This is a genomic window from Nonomuraea sp. NPDC050022, from assembly GCF_044460705.1.
Lineage (GTDB): Bacteria > Actinomycetota > Actinomycetes > Streptosporangiales > Streptosporangiaceae > Nonomuraea.
Map to the genome: position 1 here is coordinate 13,148 of NZ_JBITKE010000016.1, position 13,119 is coordinate 26,266.

The window sequence follows — 13,119 nt, forward strand, 5'->3', positions numbered from 1 at the left end:
GAAGCTATATTGCTTCCATGGAAGGTACTTTTCGGTGGGCGGCTGTGACCGCGCTCGCGCCGATCGCCTGGGGCTCCACCTATCTGGTCACCCACCGATTTCTGCCACCCGATCATCCGCTGTACGGGGCGGTGATCCGGGCCCTGCCGGCCGGGTTACTCCTCCTGCTGCTCGCCCGGAGGCTCCCCCGGGGAGCGTGGTGGTGGCGTTCGCTGGTGCTCGGCACGCTCAACATGGGGGCGTTCTTCGCGCTGGTCTACCTGGCCGCCCAGAAGCTGCCGACGAGCATGGCATCGACGATCATGGCGACCTCCCCGGTGATGATGATGCTGTTCGCCTGGGCGGCGCTGGCCGAGCGCCCAAGGGTGGCGCACCTGACCGGGGCCGGGATCGGGATCGCGGGCGTCTGCCTGCTGCTGCTCGACGGTACGGCGTCGGTCGACGCCTCCGGCGTACTGGCCTCCGTCCTGGCCATGGTCATGTCCTCGGCCGGCTATGTGCTGGCCAAACGGTGGAGCGCGGGGGTCGACGTCTTCTCGCTGACCTCCTGGCAGCTCATCGCCGGCGGGATCGCGGTGCTACCCGTCGCCGTCGCCGTGGAGGGCGCGCCGCCGTCGCTGGACGGCCCGGCGCTGTTCGGCTTCGGCTATGTCACGGTCGTCGCGACCGCGCTGGCGTTCGCCGCCTGGTTCGCGGGGCTGCGGCACCTGAGCGCCGCGACCGTCGGTCTGATCGGGCTGCTCAACCCGGTGACCGGCGTACTGCTCGGCACCGTGCTCGCCGGCGAGACGCTCACCGCGCAACAGGTCTGCGGGCTGATCCTGGTGCTCTCCGGCATCCTGCTGGGCCAGCCGGCCGCCAAGCGCCTCGTCGCGCTGATCACGACAAGGCTCAGTCACACCATGGCCAGATAAGCGGCGAGCTCCTCCGCTGACGAGGTCGAGATCCCGACATATCCATCCGGCCGGATCAGCGTGTGGCGCTCGGCGCCGTACGGCTCGGCCAGCTCGTACGCCCGCACCTCCGGCCCGCCGACCACGCGCGGCGCCGGATCGGGCGACAGCAGCGTGAAGTGCGTCCCCCGCAACAGGTCGAACATCCGGACCTGAGACCCGTCGGCCAGCCGCACCCGACCATCCGGCACGCGGTCCCCGCCCCGCCGGGCCAGCGAGCCGCCCCGATAGCTCACCATCAGCTGGTGGGTCTCCTCGTCGCGTTTGTGGGTCTTCTTGTCGAGCAGGTCGGTGCTGAGGCCGAGTACGCGGGCGGCGACGGGCCGCCGCTCCTCCTCGTACGTGTCGAGCAGCGCCTCCGGCGCCCCGGCCAGCACCCTGGCGAGCTTCCAGCCCAGGTTGTAGGCGTCCTGTACGCCGGTGTTGAGCCCCTGCCCGCCGGCGGGCGAGTGCACGTGGGCGGCGTCCCCGGCGAGGAAGATCCGGCCGGTCCGGTAGCTGTCGGCCAGGCGGATGTTCACCCGGTACAGGGACGACCACAGCAGCTCGGTGATCCGAACCCCGCCCAGCATCGACCGTTCCCCGAAGAGCCGCTGGAAGCCGGCGAGCGTCTGGTCCGGCACCACGCCCGGCTTCAGCGGGGCGAGCATCTGGAAGGTGTCGGTGCCGGCCATCGGGAAGAGCACCACCATTCCCTTGCCCGGCCGATACCAGACATGGATGTGGTCCCGGCCGAGCCCCTCGACCCGTACGTCGCCGAGGGCCATCCGCTCCTCCTCGCGGGTCTCCCCGGCGAAACCGATGCCGAGCGCCTTGCGTACGAAGCTCTTGCCGCCGTCCGCCGCGACCAGGTAGTCCGCCCGCAGGGTCACCCCAGCGCTCAGCCTGGCCGTCACGCCGCGCGCGTCCTGCTCGAAACCGGTCAACCCGGTGCCCTGCTCCACCTTTCCGCCCAGCTCGGTGAGCCGCTCGCGCAGCACCGCCTCGGTGCGCCACTGCGGGTGCATCATCACCATGGGGTACGGCACCGCGTCGGTGGGAGTGACGAGCTTGTGCATGCGGCCCTGGTACACCGGCACCCTGCCGATCCTCCCCCGAAGCGGCGGATAGAGCGTCGTAGCCGCCAGGACCCGGTCGATCACCCCCAGATCATCGAAGACCTCCTGTGTCCGGGGCTGTAGCCCCTTGCCCTTGGAGCCGCCCAAGGGCTCCGGCGCCTGCTCCACGATGCGGCAGCCGACGCCGCGCCTGGCCAGATCCACGGCGAGAGTGAGCCCGGTCGGGCCGCCGCCGACGATGAGTACGTTCGTCTTCTCGGTCATGGTGCGACCATGCCTGTCCGTACTGCCAGATCTCTGTCAGCGTCCCGCCCGCCACTGTCATCGTCGGACTCGCTTGAGATACTTCCCATATGTCCTCCGTGATCTCCAGTGCGCTCTCTGTGATCGCGATCTCCTTCCTCGTCCTCTATGCGGCGTGGATGATCATCGCGAACCTGCCCCGCCGGGATCGGGCGACGTCGCACGCGCTGGCGGATAGAACGGGCGTGGTCGTCTACTGGCGGCCCGGCTGCAGGTACTGCATGAGGCTCCGCACGCGTCTGCGCTTCACCCGGTTGCGGCACGCCGAGGTGAACATCTGGCGAGACCCTGAGGCGGCGGCGTTCGTCCGCTCGGTGGCGAACGGGAACGAGACCGTGCCGACCGTGACGGTGGCCGGAAAGACGATGGTGAACCCGTCGAAGGATCAGCTGCTGGAGGCGGTCAAGACGGAGGCCCCGCACGTGCTGCCCGACCCCGGTGGCCGCGGCGGACGGCAGTCCTGACTGGCATACTGCCCGGATGTCCGACTTCGCTGCCTTCTTTGCCGCCGGACGCGACGCCCTCCTGTCGGGGCGCGCCGTCCACGACCGGCCGATGGTGGAGGGTGGCGCGCGCTGGGGAGCCGCCGCGGTCCTGCGGCCCGCCGGTACGGTGCTCGACCGGCTGGTGGAGCTGGCCCGTGAGGCGAGTACGGTCGCCGGGCCCGGGCACTGGGCGCACGGCGCGGACTGCCTGCACGTCACACTGCGGTCCCTGGAGCATTACCGGTCGGTCATCCGCATGGACGATCCGCTACGGCGTGCCTGGGCCGACGCTCTGCGTGAGGCGGTCGCGGGGTTGCCGCCGGTCCGGGTGGTGCTGCGGGGCGTGAGTCCGCACGCGGGTGGGGTGCTCGCCTGTGGTTACCCGGTCGACGACGCGCTGGTCACCCTCCAGAAGCGGTTCGCGCACGGGCTGGCCGCTCGTGGGGTGCGCGACTTCGAGCGTGGCCGGGTGCGTGATCGCTGGTACGTCAGCCTCGTCCACTTCGCCGAGCCCGTGTCCGTGACGACGGCCGAGGAGATCGTCGGGTGGTGCGACGAGCGGGCCGACCTGCCGATCGGCCTCGCGGAGCTCACCGCGGCCGAGATCGTCCAGGCTGTCTTCACAGGGACCGGGGTGCGGCTCGACACGCTGGAGTCGGCCGAGCTCTGAGGGGGCGTCAGTACGGCCCCGCGCCGCGTCGACGCCCCCCGCCCCCACCAACGCACAACCCCCACCGTCGCCCAAGGACCGCGCGGCCCAAGACCGTGCGGCCCAGGACCCCCGGCGGCTACCTCACCAGCAGCGCGGTGACGAACTGCAGCAGGTGCCACGCCACATAAGCGCTGAGCGAGCAGAACGCCCACTCCTTGGCCCGTGCGATATGCGACACCCACCGCAACGCCTCGGCCGGCTCCCGCCGCGGCCGAGCCGTGATGGCGAGGAAGCCCGCCGCCACCAGCCAGGCCGCCCCCGACGCGGTCACCAGCCCCAGCGAGATGGCCAGCAGGGGGCCCGACCCGGGCATCGGGTCGGTGGGGGAGAGTTGGCGGATCCAGGCGGCGAGCACTCCGGCTAGCACGGAGAGCGTGATCCGCCGGTCTTTGCGTCCTTGTCGCTTGAGCCAGTGCAGGTCCCGACTGAGCCAGCGCAGGTCTCGACGCGGCTGGTTTCTGAGCATCCGGTTCACCTCCGTTGGAGTAGCTGGTAGCACCAGCTAACGGCAGGGAGCCGGTCAAGATCTGCGACCTCAGGTCGCGAAATTTACGACATTTGGCGGAGTTCTGCGGTGGCCTTCTTGAGCTCGAAGACGTCGCCCACCTCTTCCAGGATGCGTACCGCCTCCCTCAGGTGGGCCACGGCTTCCGCGCGGTCCCCGACCCGGTGGGCGATCAGGCCGATGGCCCGCAGCGCACAGCCCAGGTCGCGCCGGGTGCCGGAGTCGAGATGCACGTCCCTGGCCTGCGACGCGAACGTCAGCGCCTCCACCGGCCGGTCCAGGTCCAGCAGGATCATGGCCAGCGTGGTGAGCGCCGCCGCCCAGCGGTCCCGGGTGCCGCTCTCGTTCTGCAGCTCGACCGTCTCCCTGGCGTACCCGAGCGCGGCGGCCGGCTTGCCCGCGACGTGCATGGCCTGCGCGATCGACAGCAGCGAGCTGGCCTTGTTGTCGCGCAGCTCCTCCCTGATCGCCAGCGACGCCTTGGCGGCGCGCAGCGCGTCCTGGTGCCGGTCCAGCGACAGGTACGTGTAGGCCAGCGTCTCCTGGACGTCCGCCTCGGCCCGGCGGTTGCCCATGCCCTGGACCAGGTCCAGTGCCTCCAGCGCGTGGACGAACGCCACCTGCGGCAACCCCTGGCGGCGCCGTACCCGCGCCAGCCGGTTGAGCATCCGCGCCTCGACCGGCAGGTCGTGGATCTCCCGGCTGATCGCGAGCGCCTGGTTGAGGTAGTCGTCGGCGCGCAGGTAGTCGGCCAGCCGCCAGTGCACCAGCCCGATGTCGCCGAGCGTCTCCGCCCGCCCCTGCTCGTGATGGAGCTCCCGCTGTACGGCCAGCGCCTGCTCGTAGTGTTCGAGGGCCTCGTCGTAACGGGAGCCGTTGCGCGCGATGCGCCCCAGCGTGCACAGGGCCCGGCCGCAGCCGTGCTGGTCGCCGGTGGCCGTGTACCCGGCCAGGGCCCGCTCGGCGTCGCGCTGCGCGTCGTGCGGCAGCCGGAGCGAGTCGTAGATCTCGGCCAGGCAGAGCAGCGTCTCGGCCTCGCTGTGCTCATCGCCCAGGTCGTGGCAGATCGCCAGCGCCTCCAGCCCCTCCGACAGGGCCGCGTTCGGCTCGCCCAGGTGGTGCTGTACGCGGGCCAGGATGATCAGGCTCTGCGCGGTGCCGTGCGGGTCGCCGAGCTGCTCGCGTACCTCCAGCGCCCGCCCGGCGTGGTGCAGCGCGAGTTCGTGCCGTTCCTGGGACAGGTGCAGCCGCGACAGCGAGTGCAGGCAGTCGGCGACCCCGGCCAGGTCGCCGATCTCCTGGTAGAGCTCCAGGGCCTCGCCCGCGCACTTGAGCGCGTCGCCGCTGTTGCCGGCGATGCCGTGTACCTCGGCCAGGTCGTTCAGGGCGCGGGCCCGGCCCTCGCGGTCGCCGAGCGAGGTGAAGTCGGACAGCGCCTCGCCGATGTAGCGGGCGGCCTGAGTGGAAGGGCCGATGTCGCGGTAGATCGAGCCGAGATGGCTGCGCATCAGCGCGATCGCCCGCCGGTCGCCGATCCGCGCCGCCGAGTCGAGCCCGATCTGCTGGATCTCCAGGTCGTTCTGGTAGTACCGCAGCCGCCTGAACGGCTCGAACACCGCCTCGGCCAGCCGCCAGGCGGCGTGGTGCGCGCCGGTCTCCTCCGCCAGCCGTACGACCGAGACCAGCGAACGGCGCTCGGCCTCGAACCACGCGCGCGGCGTGGCCGGATCGGTCGCCATGCCCAGGTAGTGGTCGAGCAGGCGGACCCTGGCCTCGCGCACGCCCGCCTCCGCGTGCCGGCCCAGCTCCCTGGCCAGCCGCTTGACCAGGTCGTGCACGCGATAGCGTGTCTCGGCCATCGGCTCCACCAGGTACGCCCGGTGCAGCCCCTCGACCGCGATCACCGCCTCGCTGACGGAGCCGCCCAGCGCGGCGGCCAGCACCTCGGGCGTGAAGTCCCGGCCGGGCAGCAGCCCGACGTGCCGGAACGCGCGCCGCTGCGGCGGAGACAGCGACTCGTAGGCCAGGTCGAGCGCGGAACGGAAGGCGTCCTCCGGATCGCCGGACAGCGGCTGCCGCTGGTCGGGACCGCGCAGCTCATGTACGCGCGACTCGACGCTCAGCCCGGGGTCCTCGGCGAGCTTGGCCGCCGAGATGCGCAGCGCGAACGGGTGATACGAGCAGACCCTGGCCAGCTCGGCCAGCGCGTCGCGGTCGGCGGCCCGTGGCGACTCCTCGCCGAGCACCGCGACCAGCAGCGCGACGGCGTTGCCCGGATCGAGGACGGACAGGTCCATCAGGTCGGCGTGCCCGGTCGCGCGCAGCGGCGCCATCCTGGTCCTGCTGGTCACCAGCACCACGCAGTCCTTGCTGCCGGGCAGCAGCGCCCGCACCTGGGCCGGGTCGGCGGCGTTGTCCATGATGAGCAGCAGCTTCCGCCCGGCCAGCCGGCTGCGATAGAGCAGCATCAACTCGGCCTCGTCGGCGGCGGGCATGTGCTCGCCGACGCCGAGCGAGCGCAGGATCTGCCCGAGCGCCTCGGCCGGGGTCATGGGTGGCTGGCTGGGGGACTGCCCGCGCAGGTCGATCACGATCTGCCCGTCGGGGAACCGGGCCGCCTGCTGGTGCGCCCAGCGCGTCACGAGCGCCGTCTTCCCCACGCCGGGAAGCCCCTGTACGACCATCGTGTTCGGGCGGCGTGGCCGGTCCAGCCATGAGGTGAGCAGATCGAGGCTCTGCTGCCGCCCGGTGAAGTCGGACACGTCGGCGGGCAGCTGAGCGGGCCGGGGCACCTCTCCGGCGGGCAACGGCTCAGCCGACGCGCCCGGCCGGGTCAGGAACTGGGTGACCCGCCCCTCCCAGGGAGCGGACAAGTGCTCCCAGGCCCCGGCGACGCCCCGCAACGCCGCCGCGTCGGCGATCCGCAGCCGCCGATAGCCGGGCCGGACCAGCCACCCCTGCCGTACCCACCGGGTGAGCTGCCGCTGCACCACATCGGGCGCGCTGCCCACCAGATCGGCCAGCGTCTCCATGGACAGGGGCGGCGCCGACTCGCCGGCGAGCCCGTAGCGCTCGTCCAGGTGCAGCAACCACACGGCCAGCCGCGCGGCGACGGGCGCCCGGGCCAGCGCCTCATGGCGGCGAGCGGCGACGTCTCTGGCGAACAGTTCCTGCACCAGCGCCATGGCCACCGCCGTATTGGCCGCGGCGTGCTCGCGCAATGTCCGTACGTCGATGGACCAGGCGCGTACCTCGGTCAGCGCGTCGATCCGCACCCGTTCGCCAGGACTCCAGAACGCCAATTCCCCGACGAGATCGCCGCCGGCCCGCAGATCGTGAATGCCGTCGCGCTCGCCGCCCGCTAAATACTCTCGCGCATAGCCATAATCGATCACAAATACTCGGTTGCTCGGCCGAAATGCCGAACAAATGCTCTCGTTACGCCGAAAGATTCGGGGCCGCGCGCCTTCTTCGACCAGCGACCGGAAGATCCCCACCCCGACACCACCCCTCTCGGGACGGCGGTGTCCACGACCGAACGACATGACAGCGATACGACGGCTGAGGGCCGCCCTGTCACATCAGTGGAACCCTGGGTGCGTCACATGTCAACCGTGGAGGATCAGACGTGGGCCGGGTCGGTGCGGTCGGGGACGAAGCGGTAGCCCACGTTGCGGACCGTGCCGATCAGCGACTCGTACTCCGTGCCCAGCTTCGCGCGCAGCCTCCGGACGTGCACGTCGACGGTCCGGGTGCCCCCGAAGTAGTCGTAACCCCACACCTCCTGCAGCAGCTGGGCGCGGGTGAACACGCGGCCCGGATGCTGGGCGAGGTATTTCAGCAGCTCGAACTCCTTGAACGTCAGATCGAGCACCCGCCCCCGCAGCCGCGCCGTATATGTCGCCTCATCAATGGACAGATCACCGCTACGGATCTCGTCCGGAACATCCTCGGCCTGAGTCGTACGGCCGACGGCCATTCGCAGCCGCGCCTCCACCTCAGCCGGCCCCGCGCTCTCGAGCAGCACGTCGTCGACCCCCCACTCGGCGGTCATGGCCGCCAGCCCGCCCTCGGTGACGACCACCAGCAGCGGGCAGTCGATGCCCGTCGTGCGGATCAGCCGGCACAGGCTTTTGGCCTGCACCAGCTCCTTTCGGGCATCGACCAGAACGGCGTCGGCGGGCGGCGTGTCGATCAGCGCGGACGCCTCGGCGGGCGAGACGCGGACCGAGTGGAGCAGCAACCCCAGCGCCGGAAGCACCTCGGCCGACGGCTCAAGGGCGTTGGTCAGCAGGAGCAGGTTGCTCATATCGGCCTCCTCAAACACACAAGGACCCGGGGGCTTCGTCGCCCAGGTCCTGTAGGCGAGGATATCTCACGCGGCGTTCGCGTCCATTGCGCGTCCACCAGATGAACAGCGCAAACCCTGGAACGCCGATGTTAACGCGGTCGCACAATGGAGCCGAGAAGAATGTGAGGTGGCCATGGCCACGGGAAAGGTACGTTATTGGGCCGCCGCGAAAGAGGCGGCCGGAGTCGCCGAGGAGCCGTTCGACGCGGCCACACTTGGCGAACTCATGACAAAAATCACACAAAATCGTGCCGAACTGGCCCGCGTGGTCAGCCGTTCGTCGTTCCTGGTCGACGGCTCGCCGGTGGGCAAACGGGCACACGAGGAGGTGATCCTCGGCGACGGAGCGACGGTCGAGGTGCTGCCGCCCTTCGCCGGGGGGTGATCGAGCGCTCGGCCAGGGAATGAGGCATTCCAGTCGATAAGCTCATGATCCCCCGTGAGACAGGATGTCCGATGCGCAAACTGATCGTTTTCTTGATCGTGCTGGTCGTTCTCCTCGCTGTCGTCGACCGGGTGGCGGTCACCGGAGTGCAGCGCGACCTGGCCAACAGGATCTCCGCCGCGGCCGACCTCAACAACCAGCCGACGGTGACCATCGAGGGCATCCCATTTCTCACACAGGCGGTCTCCGGCCGCTATCCAGAGGTACGGTTCAATCTCGGCACTCTCACCTACGGGGGAGTTCCGGTGAAGGACCTGCAGGGCGTCGCCTACGACGTGACCGCCCCGCTGGCCGACGTGCTCCAGAACAGAGCCAACGTCCGGGCCGGGCGCCTGACCGTCCACGGCACTCTGACCAGGGCGACGATCGACAAGTACGCACCGCAGGGCGTCAAGATCTCCGGGAACGGCCAGCGGCTCGTCGCGTCGGGTGAGGTGACGGTAGGGGTGAACAAGGTGAAGTTCAACGCGGAGATGCGCGTCCAGGTGGCCGACGGCGGCATCAAGCTCCAGGCGGAGAAGATCCAAGGTGTGCCCGACGCGCTCGCGAAGTTCGTGACCTACACGATCCCGTTCAAGGGGAAGCTCCCGTTCGATGTGAAGGTGACCGGAGTGAAGAGCGTGGCCGACGGGTTGGAGTTCGCGGCCGAAGCGTCTGACGTGCCACTCCGTGGATGACATCGAACCGGTCGGTCCCGCCGTACGTGATGAGGGTGTGACTGCAGCCGACACCGCCGACGAGGAACTGGTCAGGACCCTCTTCGACGAGCACGCTGGGCCACTCTACGGATACGTGTTGCGACTCACGGGCGATTCGGGACGAGCGGAGGATGTCGTGCAGGAAACGCTGCTGCGGGCTTGGCGGCATCCTGACGCCCTCACCGGCCGCCCGATACGTGCCTGGCTGTTCACCGTCGCCCGTAATCTCGTCGTGGACCAGCACCGCGCCCGCAAGGCGCGCCCGCAGGAGACCGGCGACGAGGCGCTCGCCGTGCTGCCTGCTGACGACGAGCTGGAGCGGGCGGTCGAGTCATGGGCCGTGGCCGAGGCGCTGGCCGCGCTGCGGCCCGAGCACCGTGAGGTGCTGATGGAGGTCTACTACCGGGGGAGATCGGTGAAGGAGGCGTCGGCCACGCTGGGCATCCCGCCGGGCACGGTCAAGTCACGCACCTACTACGCGCTGCGCGCGCTGCGGCTCGCGCTCGAGGAGCGAGGGCTGGCGCCGTGATGACGTGTGAGGAGGTGCGGCTGGCACTGGGCGCGCACGCGCTCGGCGCGCTGGACCCCGACGAGGCGATGGAGATCGACACCCACCTGGCGACCTGCGAGGCGTGCGGTGCCGAGCTGCTCGACCTGGAGGGCGTCGCGTCGTTCCTCGGCAAGGTGTCGGAGCGCGACGTCGAGCTGGTCTCCAGCCCCCCGCGTCAGGTGCTCGACCGGCTGCTGAACGCCCGTGCCCGGCGCCACCGGAGAGGACGCGCGCTGCTGACCGTGGCCGCCTCCGTCGCGGTGATGGCGGTCGGCGTCACGGTGTGGATGGGCTCGCAACAGGCGAACCACACCCAGTCGGCCGCCCAGCCCGCCGCCACCTCCGGGGAGGTCGAGTCCAAGGCGGTCGCGCCGTACGCGGCGCAGGACACCGCGCCGAATGACGCGCGGCTCAAGAAGTCCGAGGCGCGGCCGACTCCGCGGCCGTCGGCGAGCCAGACGGCGCCCGGCCGTGAATTCCCCGGCGAGAACGCGGCCAAGGGCTATCACGCGAGCGTGACGGCCTTCCCCGGCGGCGACGTGACGAAACTGTCGGTGCGGGTCAGCGGCCTGCCGCTCGGTACGACGTGCCGGCTGGTGGTGTTCGCCAAGAACGGCGCGTACGACTCCACCACGAGCTGGAAGGTCAGCCGGGAGACCTACGAGAACAAGGCCGTCTTCCCGCGCCAGACGCGGATCCTGATGAACGACATCGCCAGGTTCGAGGTCGTCGACTCGGCCGGAAAGGTGCTCGTCAAGATCCCGGCCCCGAAGGGGAAGTAAAGCGTCCCCTCCGGGGTTGCACCACGAGATGACAGGACTGTGGGTGGCGCTGGCGACGCTGGCGCTCGGCTCGGTGATCGGGGTGGTACGACTGCGCCGCGACGGCAGGGTGCGCGACACGGCTCGGGCGGACGACCGCCTGGCCACCGCCGACCTGGGCGCTGACCTGGGGGAGCGGGCGACGCTCGTACAGTTCTCGACCGCCTTCTGCCAGCCGTGCCGGGCGACCCGGCGGGTGCTGGCCGACGTCAGCGGGCTCGTGCCCGGGGTGGCGCATGTCGAGATCGACGCCGAGTCGCGGCTTGATCTCGTCCGGCGGCTCGACATCATGCGTACGCCGACGGTCCTGATCCTCGACAGCGCCGGAAATATCGTGAAAAAGGCGTCTGGCCAGCCGCGCAAAGCGGACGTACTCGCCGCCTTGGCCGGGGCAGTGTCCCACGTTTCGTCTCAGAACGCGGACGAGATGTGACAGATGCCGAGACGGCGAGTAGTGTCCTTGCCATGAACCCATCGACAGAGCTGCTGACGAAGCGGCGCGCGGTTGATTTCTGCCGCGTAGCCACCGCGCTCTGTCGCGCTGCCTGAGGACGGTCTCGCGCGGACTTCCGATCCGCCCCAACCCGACCCCCTTCAGGAGCATCCTTCGATGCGTGCCGACCCTAGAGCGTTGCGTTTCAGCGCGGCCATCACGACTGCGATCCTCGCCATCGTCCTGGTGACGGGGAGCGCTTGGCCGTTGGCTGCCCAAGTGCTGCTGGCCGCCCAGGCGGTGGTCTTCGCACTCGGCGTGGCAGGGCGCTCGCCTTACGTGGTGCTCTTCAAGGCGCTCGTCAAGAGCGCTCCCAGGGAGACGGAGGACGCCCGCCCACCCCGCTTCGCGCAGGGTGTCGGGCTCGGCTTCGCGGTCGTGGGTCTGGTCGGATACCTCGCCGGGATCACGCCGCTCGCCCTCGTGGCCACGGCCGCGGCACTCCTCGCCGCCTTCCTCAACGCAGCCTTCGGATTCTGCCTCGGCTGCGAGACGTACCTGCTGATTCGCCGACTACTGCCCGCCGCCAAATTGGAGGTTCCCCAATGAGCCGCTCCGCCGTCCTGGTGGATGCCGAATGGGTCGAGGCCAACCTCGACACCCCCGGCGTCGTTCTCGTCGAGGTTGACGAAGACGCCAGCGCCTATGACAAGGGCCACATCCGTGGCGCCGTGAAGGTCGATTGGCAGAAGGACCTTCAGGACCCGGTCCGCCGTGACTTCGTGGACAAGACCGGCTTCGAGACACTGCTGTCCGAGCGCGGCATCTCCAACGACGACACCATCGTGCTCTATGGCGGAAACAACAACTGGTTCGCCGCCTACGCCTACTGGTACTTCAAGCTCTACGGCCACGACAACGTCAAGCTGCTCGACGGCGGGCGTAAGAAGTGGGAGCTCGACTCGCGCGAGCTGGTCAAGGACGTGCCGCAGCGCGCCAAGACCTCCTACGTGGCCCAGGAGCAGGACACGTCCATCCGCGCCTTCCGTGACGACGTGGTCGCCGCGATCGGCAAGCTCAACCTGGTCGACGTCCGCTCTCCCGACGAGTTCACCGGCAAGCTGCTCGCCCCGGCCCACCTGCCGCAGGAGCAGGCGCAGCGCGCGGGCCACGTGCCCACCGCTCGCAGCATCCCGTGGTCCAAGGCGGCCAACGACGACGGCACGTTCAAGACCGACGAAGACCTGCGCACGCTCTACGGCGAGGCGGGGGTCAATTTCGACAAGGACACGATCGCCTACTGCCGCATCGGCGAGCGTTCCGCGCACACCTGGTTCGTCCTGCACGAGCTGCTCGACCAGGCGAACGTGAAGAACTACGACGGTTCGTGGACCGAATACGGCTCGCTCGTGGGCGTGCCGATCGAGTTGGGGGAGGCCCGCTGATGACCACCACTCAGACTGCCCAGAACGTACAGACCGCACCGGGTTGCGGAGCTCCGGAGCAGACCATCGCGCTGCCCGCGGGGATCGACCTGTCCACCCAGTCCGTGATCCAGGGCGTCGTGACGGGCGCCGGCACCGCCTACGCGCGGCTGCTCGACCACTCCGGCGAGTTCACCGGCGAGGTCGTCGTGTCCGACGAGGGCGTGTTCCGCTTCTTCGCCGCGCCTGGCGACTGGACGGTGCGCATCATCGCCGGCGGCGGCGTCACGCGTGACGTCAAGGTCCAGGCGAAGCTGGGCGAAGTGGCTCAGCTGGCCGTCGCCGTCTGACCCACCGCAATATCTAGCAGAAGGCTCGCGT

General features: G+C 69.9%; 16 protein-coding genes. 12 read left to right on the plus strand and 4 right to left on the minus strand.

Features of this window, described 5'->3' with window-relative positions; all coding sequences use genetic code 11:
- Positions 1 to 17: 17 nt before the first annotated feature.
- Positions 18 to 914 (plus strand): DMT family transporter, encoded by an 897-nt coding sequence (locus tag ACIBO2_RS48855; protein ID WP_397304537.1) that lies wholly within the window; start codon positions 18 to 20, stop codon positions 912 to 914.
- Here the strand turns inward: ACIBO2_RS48855 and ACIBO2_RS48860 are convergent.
- Positions 896 to 2,275 (minus strand): FAD-dependent monooxygenase, encoded by a 1,380-nt coding sequence (locus ACIBO2_RS48860; RefSeq protein ID WP_358552136.1) that lies wholly within the window; start codon positions 2,273 to 2,275, stop codon positions 896 to 898. The two genes, ACIBO2_RS48855 and ACIBO2_RS48860, sit on opposite strands and share 19 nt — an antisense overlap.
- Before the next feature lie 89 nt (positions 2,276 to 2,364).
- Here ACIBO2_RS48860 and ACIBO2_RS48865 point away from each other — a divergent pair, with 89 nt between their 5' ends.
- Positions 2,365 to 2,778: a glutaredoxin domain-containing protein gene (locus tag ACIBO2_RS48865; RefSeq protein WP_397304538.1), complete on the plus strand. Its 414-nt coding sequence runs from the start codon at positions 2,365 to 2,367 to the stop codon at positions 2,776 to 2,778.
- Positions 2,779 to 2,794: 16 nt separating this feature from the next.
- On the plus strand, positions 2,795 to 3,469 hold the full coding sequence (locus ACIBO2_RS48870) for a 2'-5' RNA ligase family protein (RefSeq protein ID WP_397304539.1): 675 nt from the start codon (positions 2,795 to 2,797) through the stop codon (positions 3,467 to 3,469).
- 118 nt (positions 3,470 to 3,587) lie between these two features.
- Here ACIBO2_RS48870 and ACIBO2_RS48875 read toward each other — a convergent pair whose 3' ends face one another.
- From ACIBO2_RS48875 to ACIBO2_RS48885, 3 genes are all read right to left on the minus strand, one after another.
- Positions 3,588 to 3,977, minus strand: a complete 390-nt coding sequence (locus tag ACIBO2_RS48875; protein ID WP_358552130.1) for a hypothetical protein — start codon at positions 3,975 to 3,977, stop codon at positions 3,588 to 3,590.
- Positions 3,978 to 4,060: 83 nt separating this feature from the next.
- Complete coding sequence (locus ACIBO2_RS48880; RefSeq protein ID WP_358552128.1) at positions 4,061 to 7,411, minus strand: tetratricopeptide repeat protein; 3,351 nt, start codon at positions 7,409 to 7,411, stop codon at positions 4,061 to 4,063.
- A 227-nt stretch (positions 7,412 to 7,638) separates the two neighbouring features.
- A complete protein-coding gene (locus ACIBO2_RS48885; RefSeq protein ID WP_357958170.1) occupies positions 7,639 to 8,325 on the minus strand; it encodes a response regulator transcription factor in 687 nt (228 codons plus the stop codon).
- 175 nt (positions 8,326 to 8,500) lie between these two features.
- Between ACIBO2_RS48885 and ACIBO2_RS48890 the strand changes: the two genes are divergently transcribed.
- From ACIBO2_RS48890 to ACIBO2_RS48930, 9 genes are all read left to right on the plus strand, one after another.
- Positions 8,501 to 8,752 (plus strand): MoaD/ThiS family protein, encoded by a 252-nt coding sequence (locus ACIBO2_RS48890; RefSeq protein WP_357958303.1) that lies wholly within the window; start codon positions 8,501 to 8,503, stop codon positions 8,750 to 8,752.
- Positions 8,753 to 8,823: 71 nt separating this feature from the next.
- On the plus strand, positions 8,824 to 9,489 hold the full coding sequence (locus tag ACIBO2_RS48895; protein ID WP_358552126.1) for a DUF2993 domain-containing protein: 666 nt from the start codon (positions 8,824 to 8,826) through the stop codon (positions 9,487 to 9,489).
- 37 nt (positions 9,490 to 9,526) lie between these two features.
- Positions 9,527 to 10,039 (plus strand): sigma-70 family RNA polymerase sigma factor, encoded by a 513-nt coding sequence (locus ACIBO2_RS48900; RefSeq protein WP_358552124.1) that lies wholly within the window; start codon positions 9,527 to 9,529, stop codon positions 10,037 to 10,039.
- The gene (locus ACIBO2_RS48905) at positions 10,039 to 10,842 is read left to right on the plus strand and encodes a zf-HC2 domain-containing protein (protein WP_358552236.1); all 804 of its coding nucleotides are present in this window, start codon (positions 10,039 to 10,041) and stop codon (positions 10,840 to 10,842) included. Before ACIBO2_RS48900 ends, ACIBO2_RS48905 begins: the two co-directional genes overlap by 1 nt.
- Positions 10,843 to 10,870: 28 nt before the next feature.
- Positions 10,871 to 11,314, plus strand: a complete 444-nt coding sequence (locus tag ACIBO2_RS48910) for a thioredoxin family protein (RefSeq protein WP_357958167.1) — start codon at positions 10,871 to 10,873, stop codon at positions 11,312 to 11,314.
- Positions 11,315 to 11,346: 32 nt separating this feature from the next.
- Positions 11,347 to 11,430: a putative leader peptide gene (locus tag ACIBO2_RS48915; protein ID WP_350668905.1), complete on the plus strand. Its 84-nt coding sequence runs from the start codon at positions 11,347 to 11,349 to the stop codon at positions 11,428 to 11,430.
- A gap of 61 nt (positions 11,431 to 11,491) precedes the next feature.
- Positions 11,492 to 11,923, plus strand: a complete 432-nt coding sequence (locus ACIBO2_RS48920) for a DUF4395 domain-containing protein (RefSeq protein WP_358552122.1) — start codon at positions 11,492 to 11,494, stop codon at positions 11,921 to 11,923.
- Entirely contained in the window at positions 11,920 to 12,759 is an 840-nt protein-coding gene (locus tag ACIBO2_RS48925) for a sulfurtransferase (RefSeq protein WP_357958163.1), read from the plus strand. The genes ACIBO2_RS48920 and ACIBO2_RS48925 overlap by 4 nt, the downstream gene beginning before the upstream one ends.
- The gene (locus ACIBO2_RS48930) at positions 12,759 to 13,088 is read left to right on the plus strand and encodes a DUF1416 domain-containing protein (protein WP_357958161.1); all 330 of its coding nucleotides are present in this window, start codon (positions 12,759 to 12,761) and stop codon (positions 13,086 to 13,088) included. Before ACIBO2_RS48925 ends, ACIBO2_RS48930 begins: the two co-directional genes overlap by 1 nt.
- Positions 13,089 to 13,119: the final 31 nt, after the last annotated feature.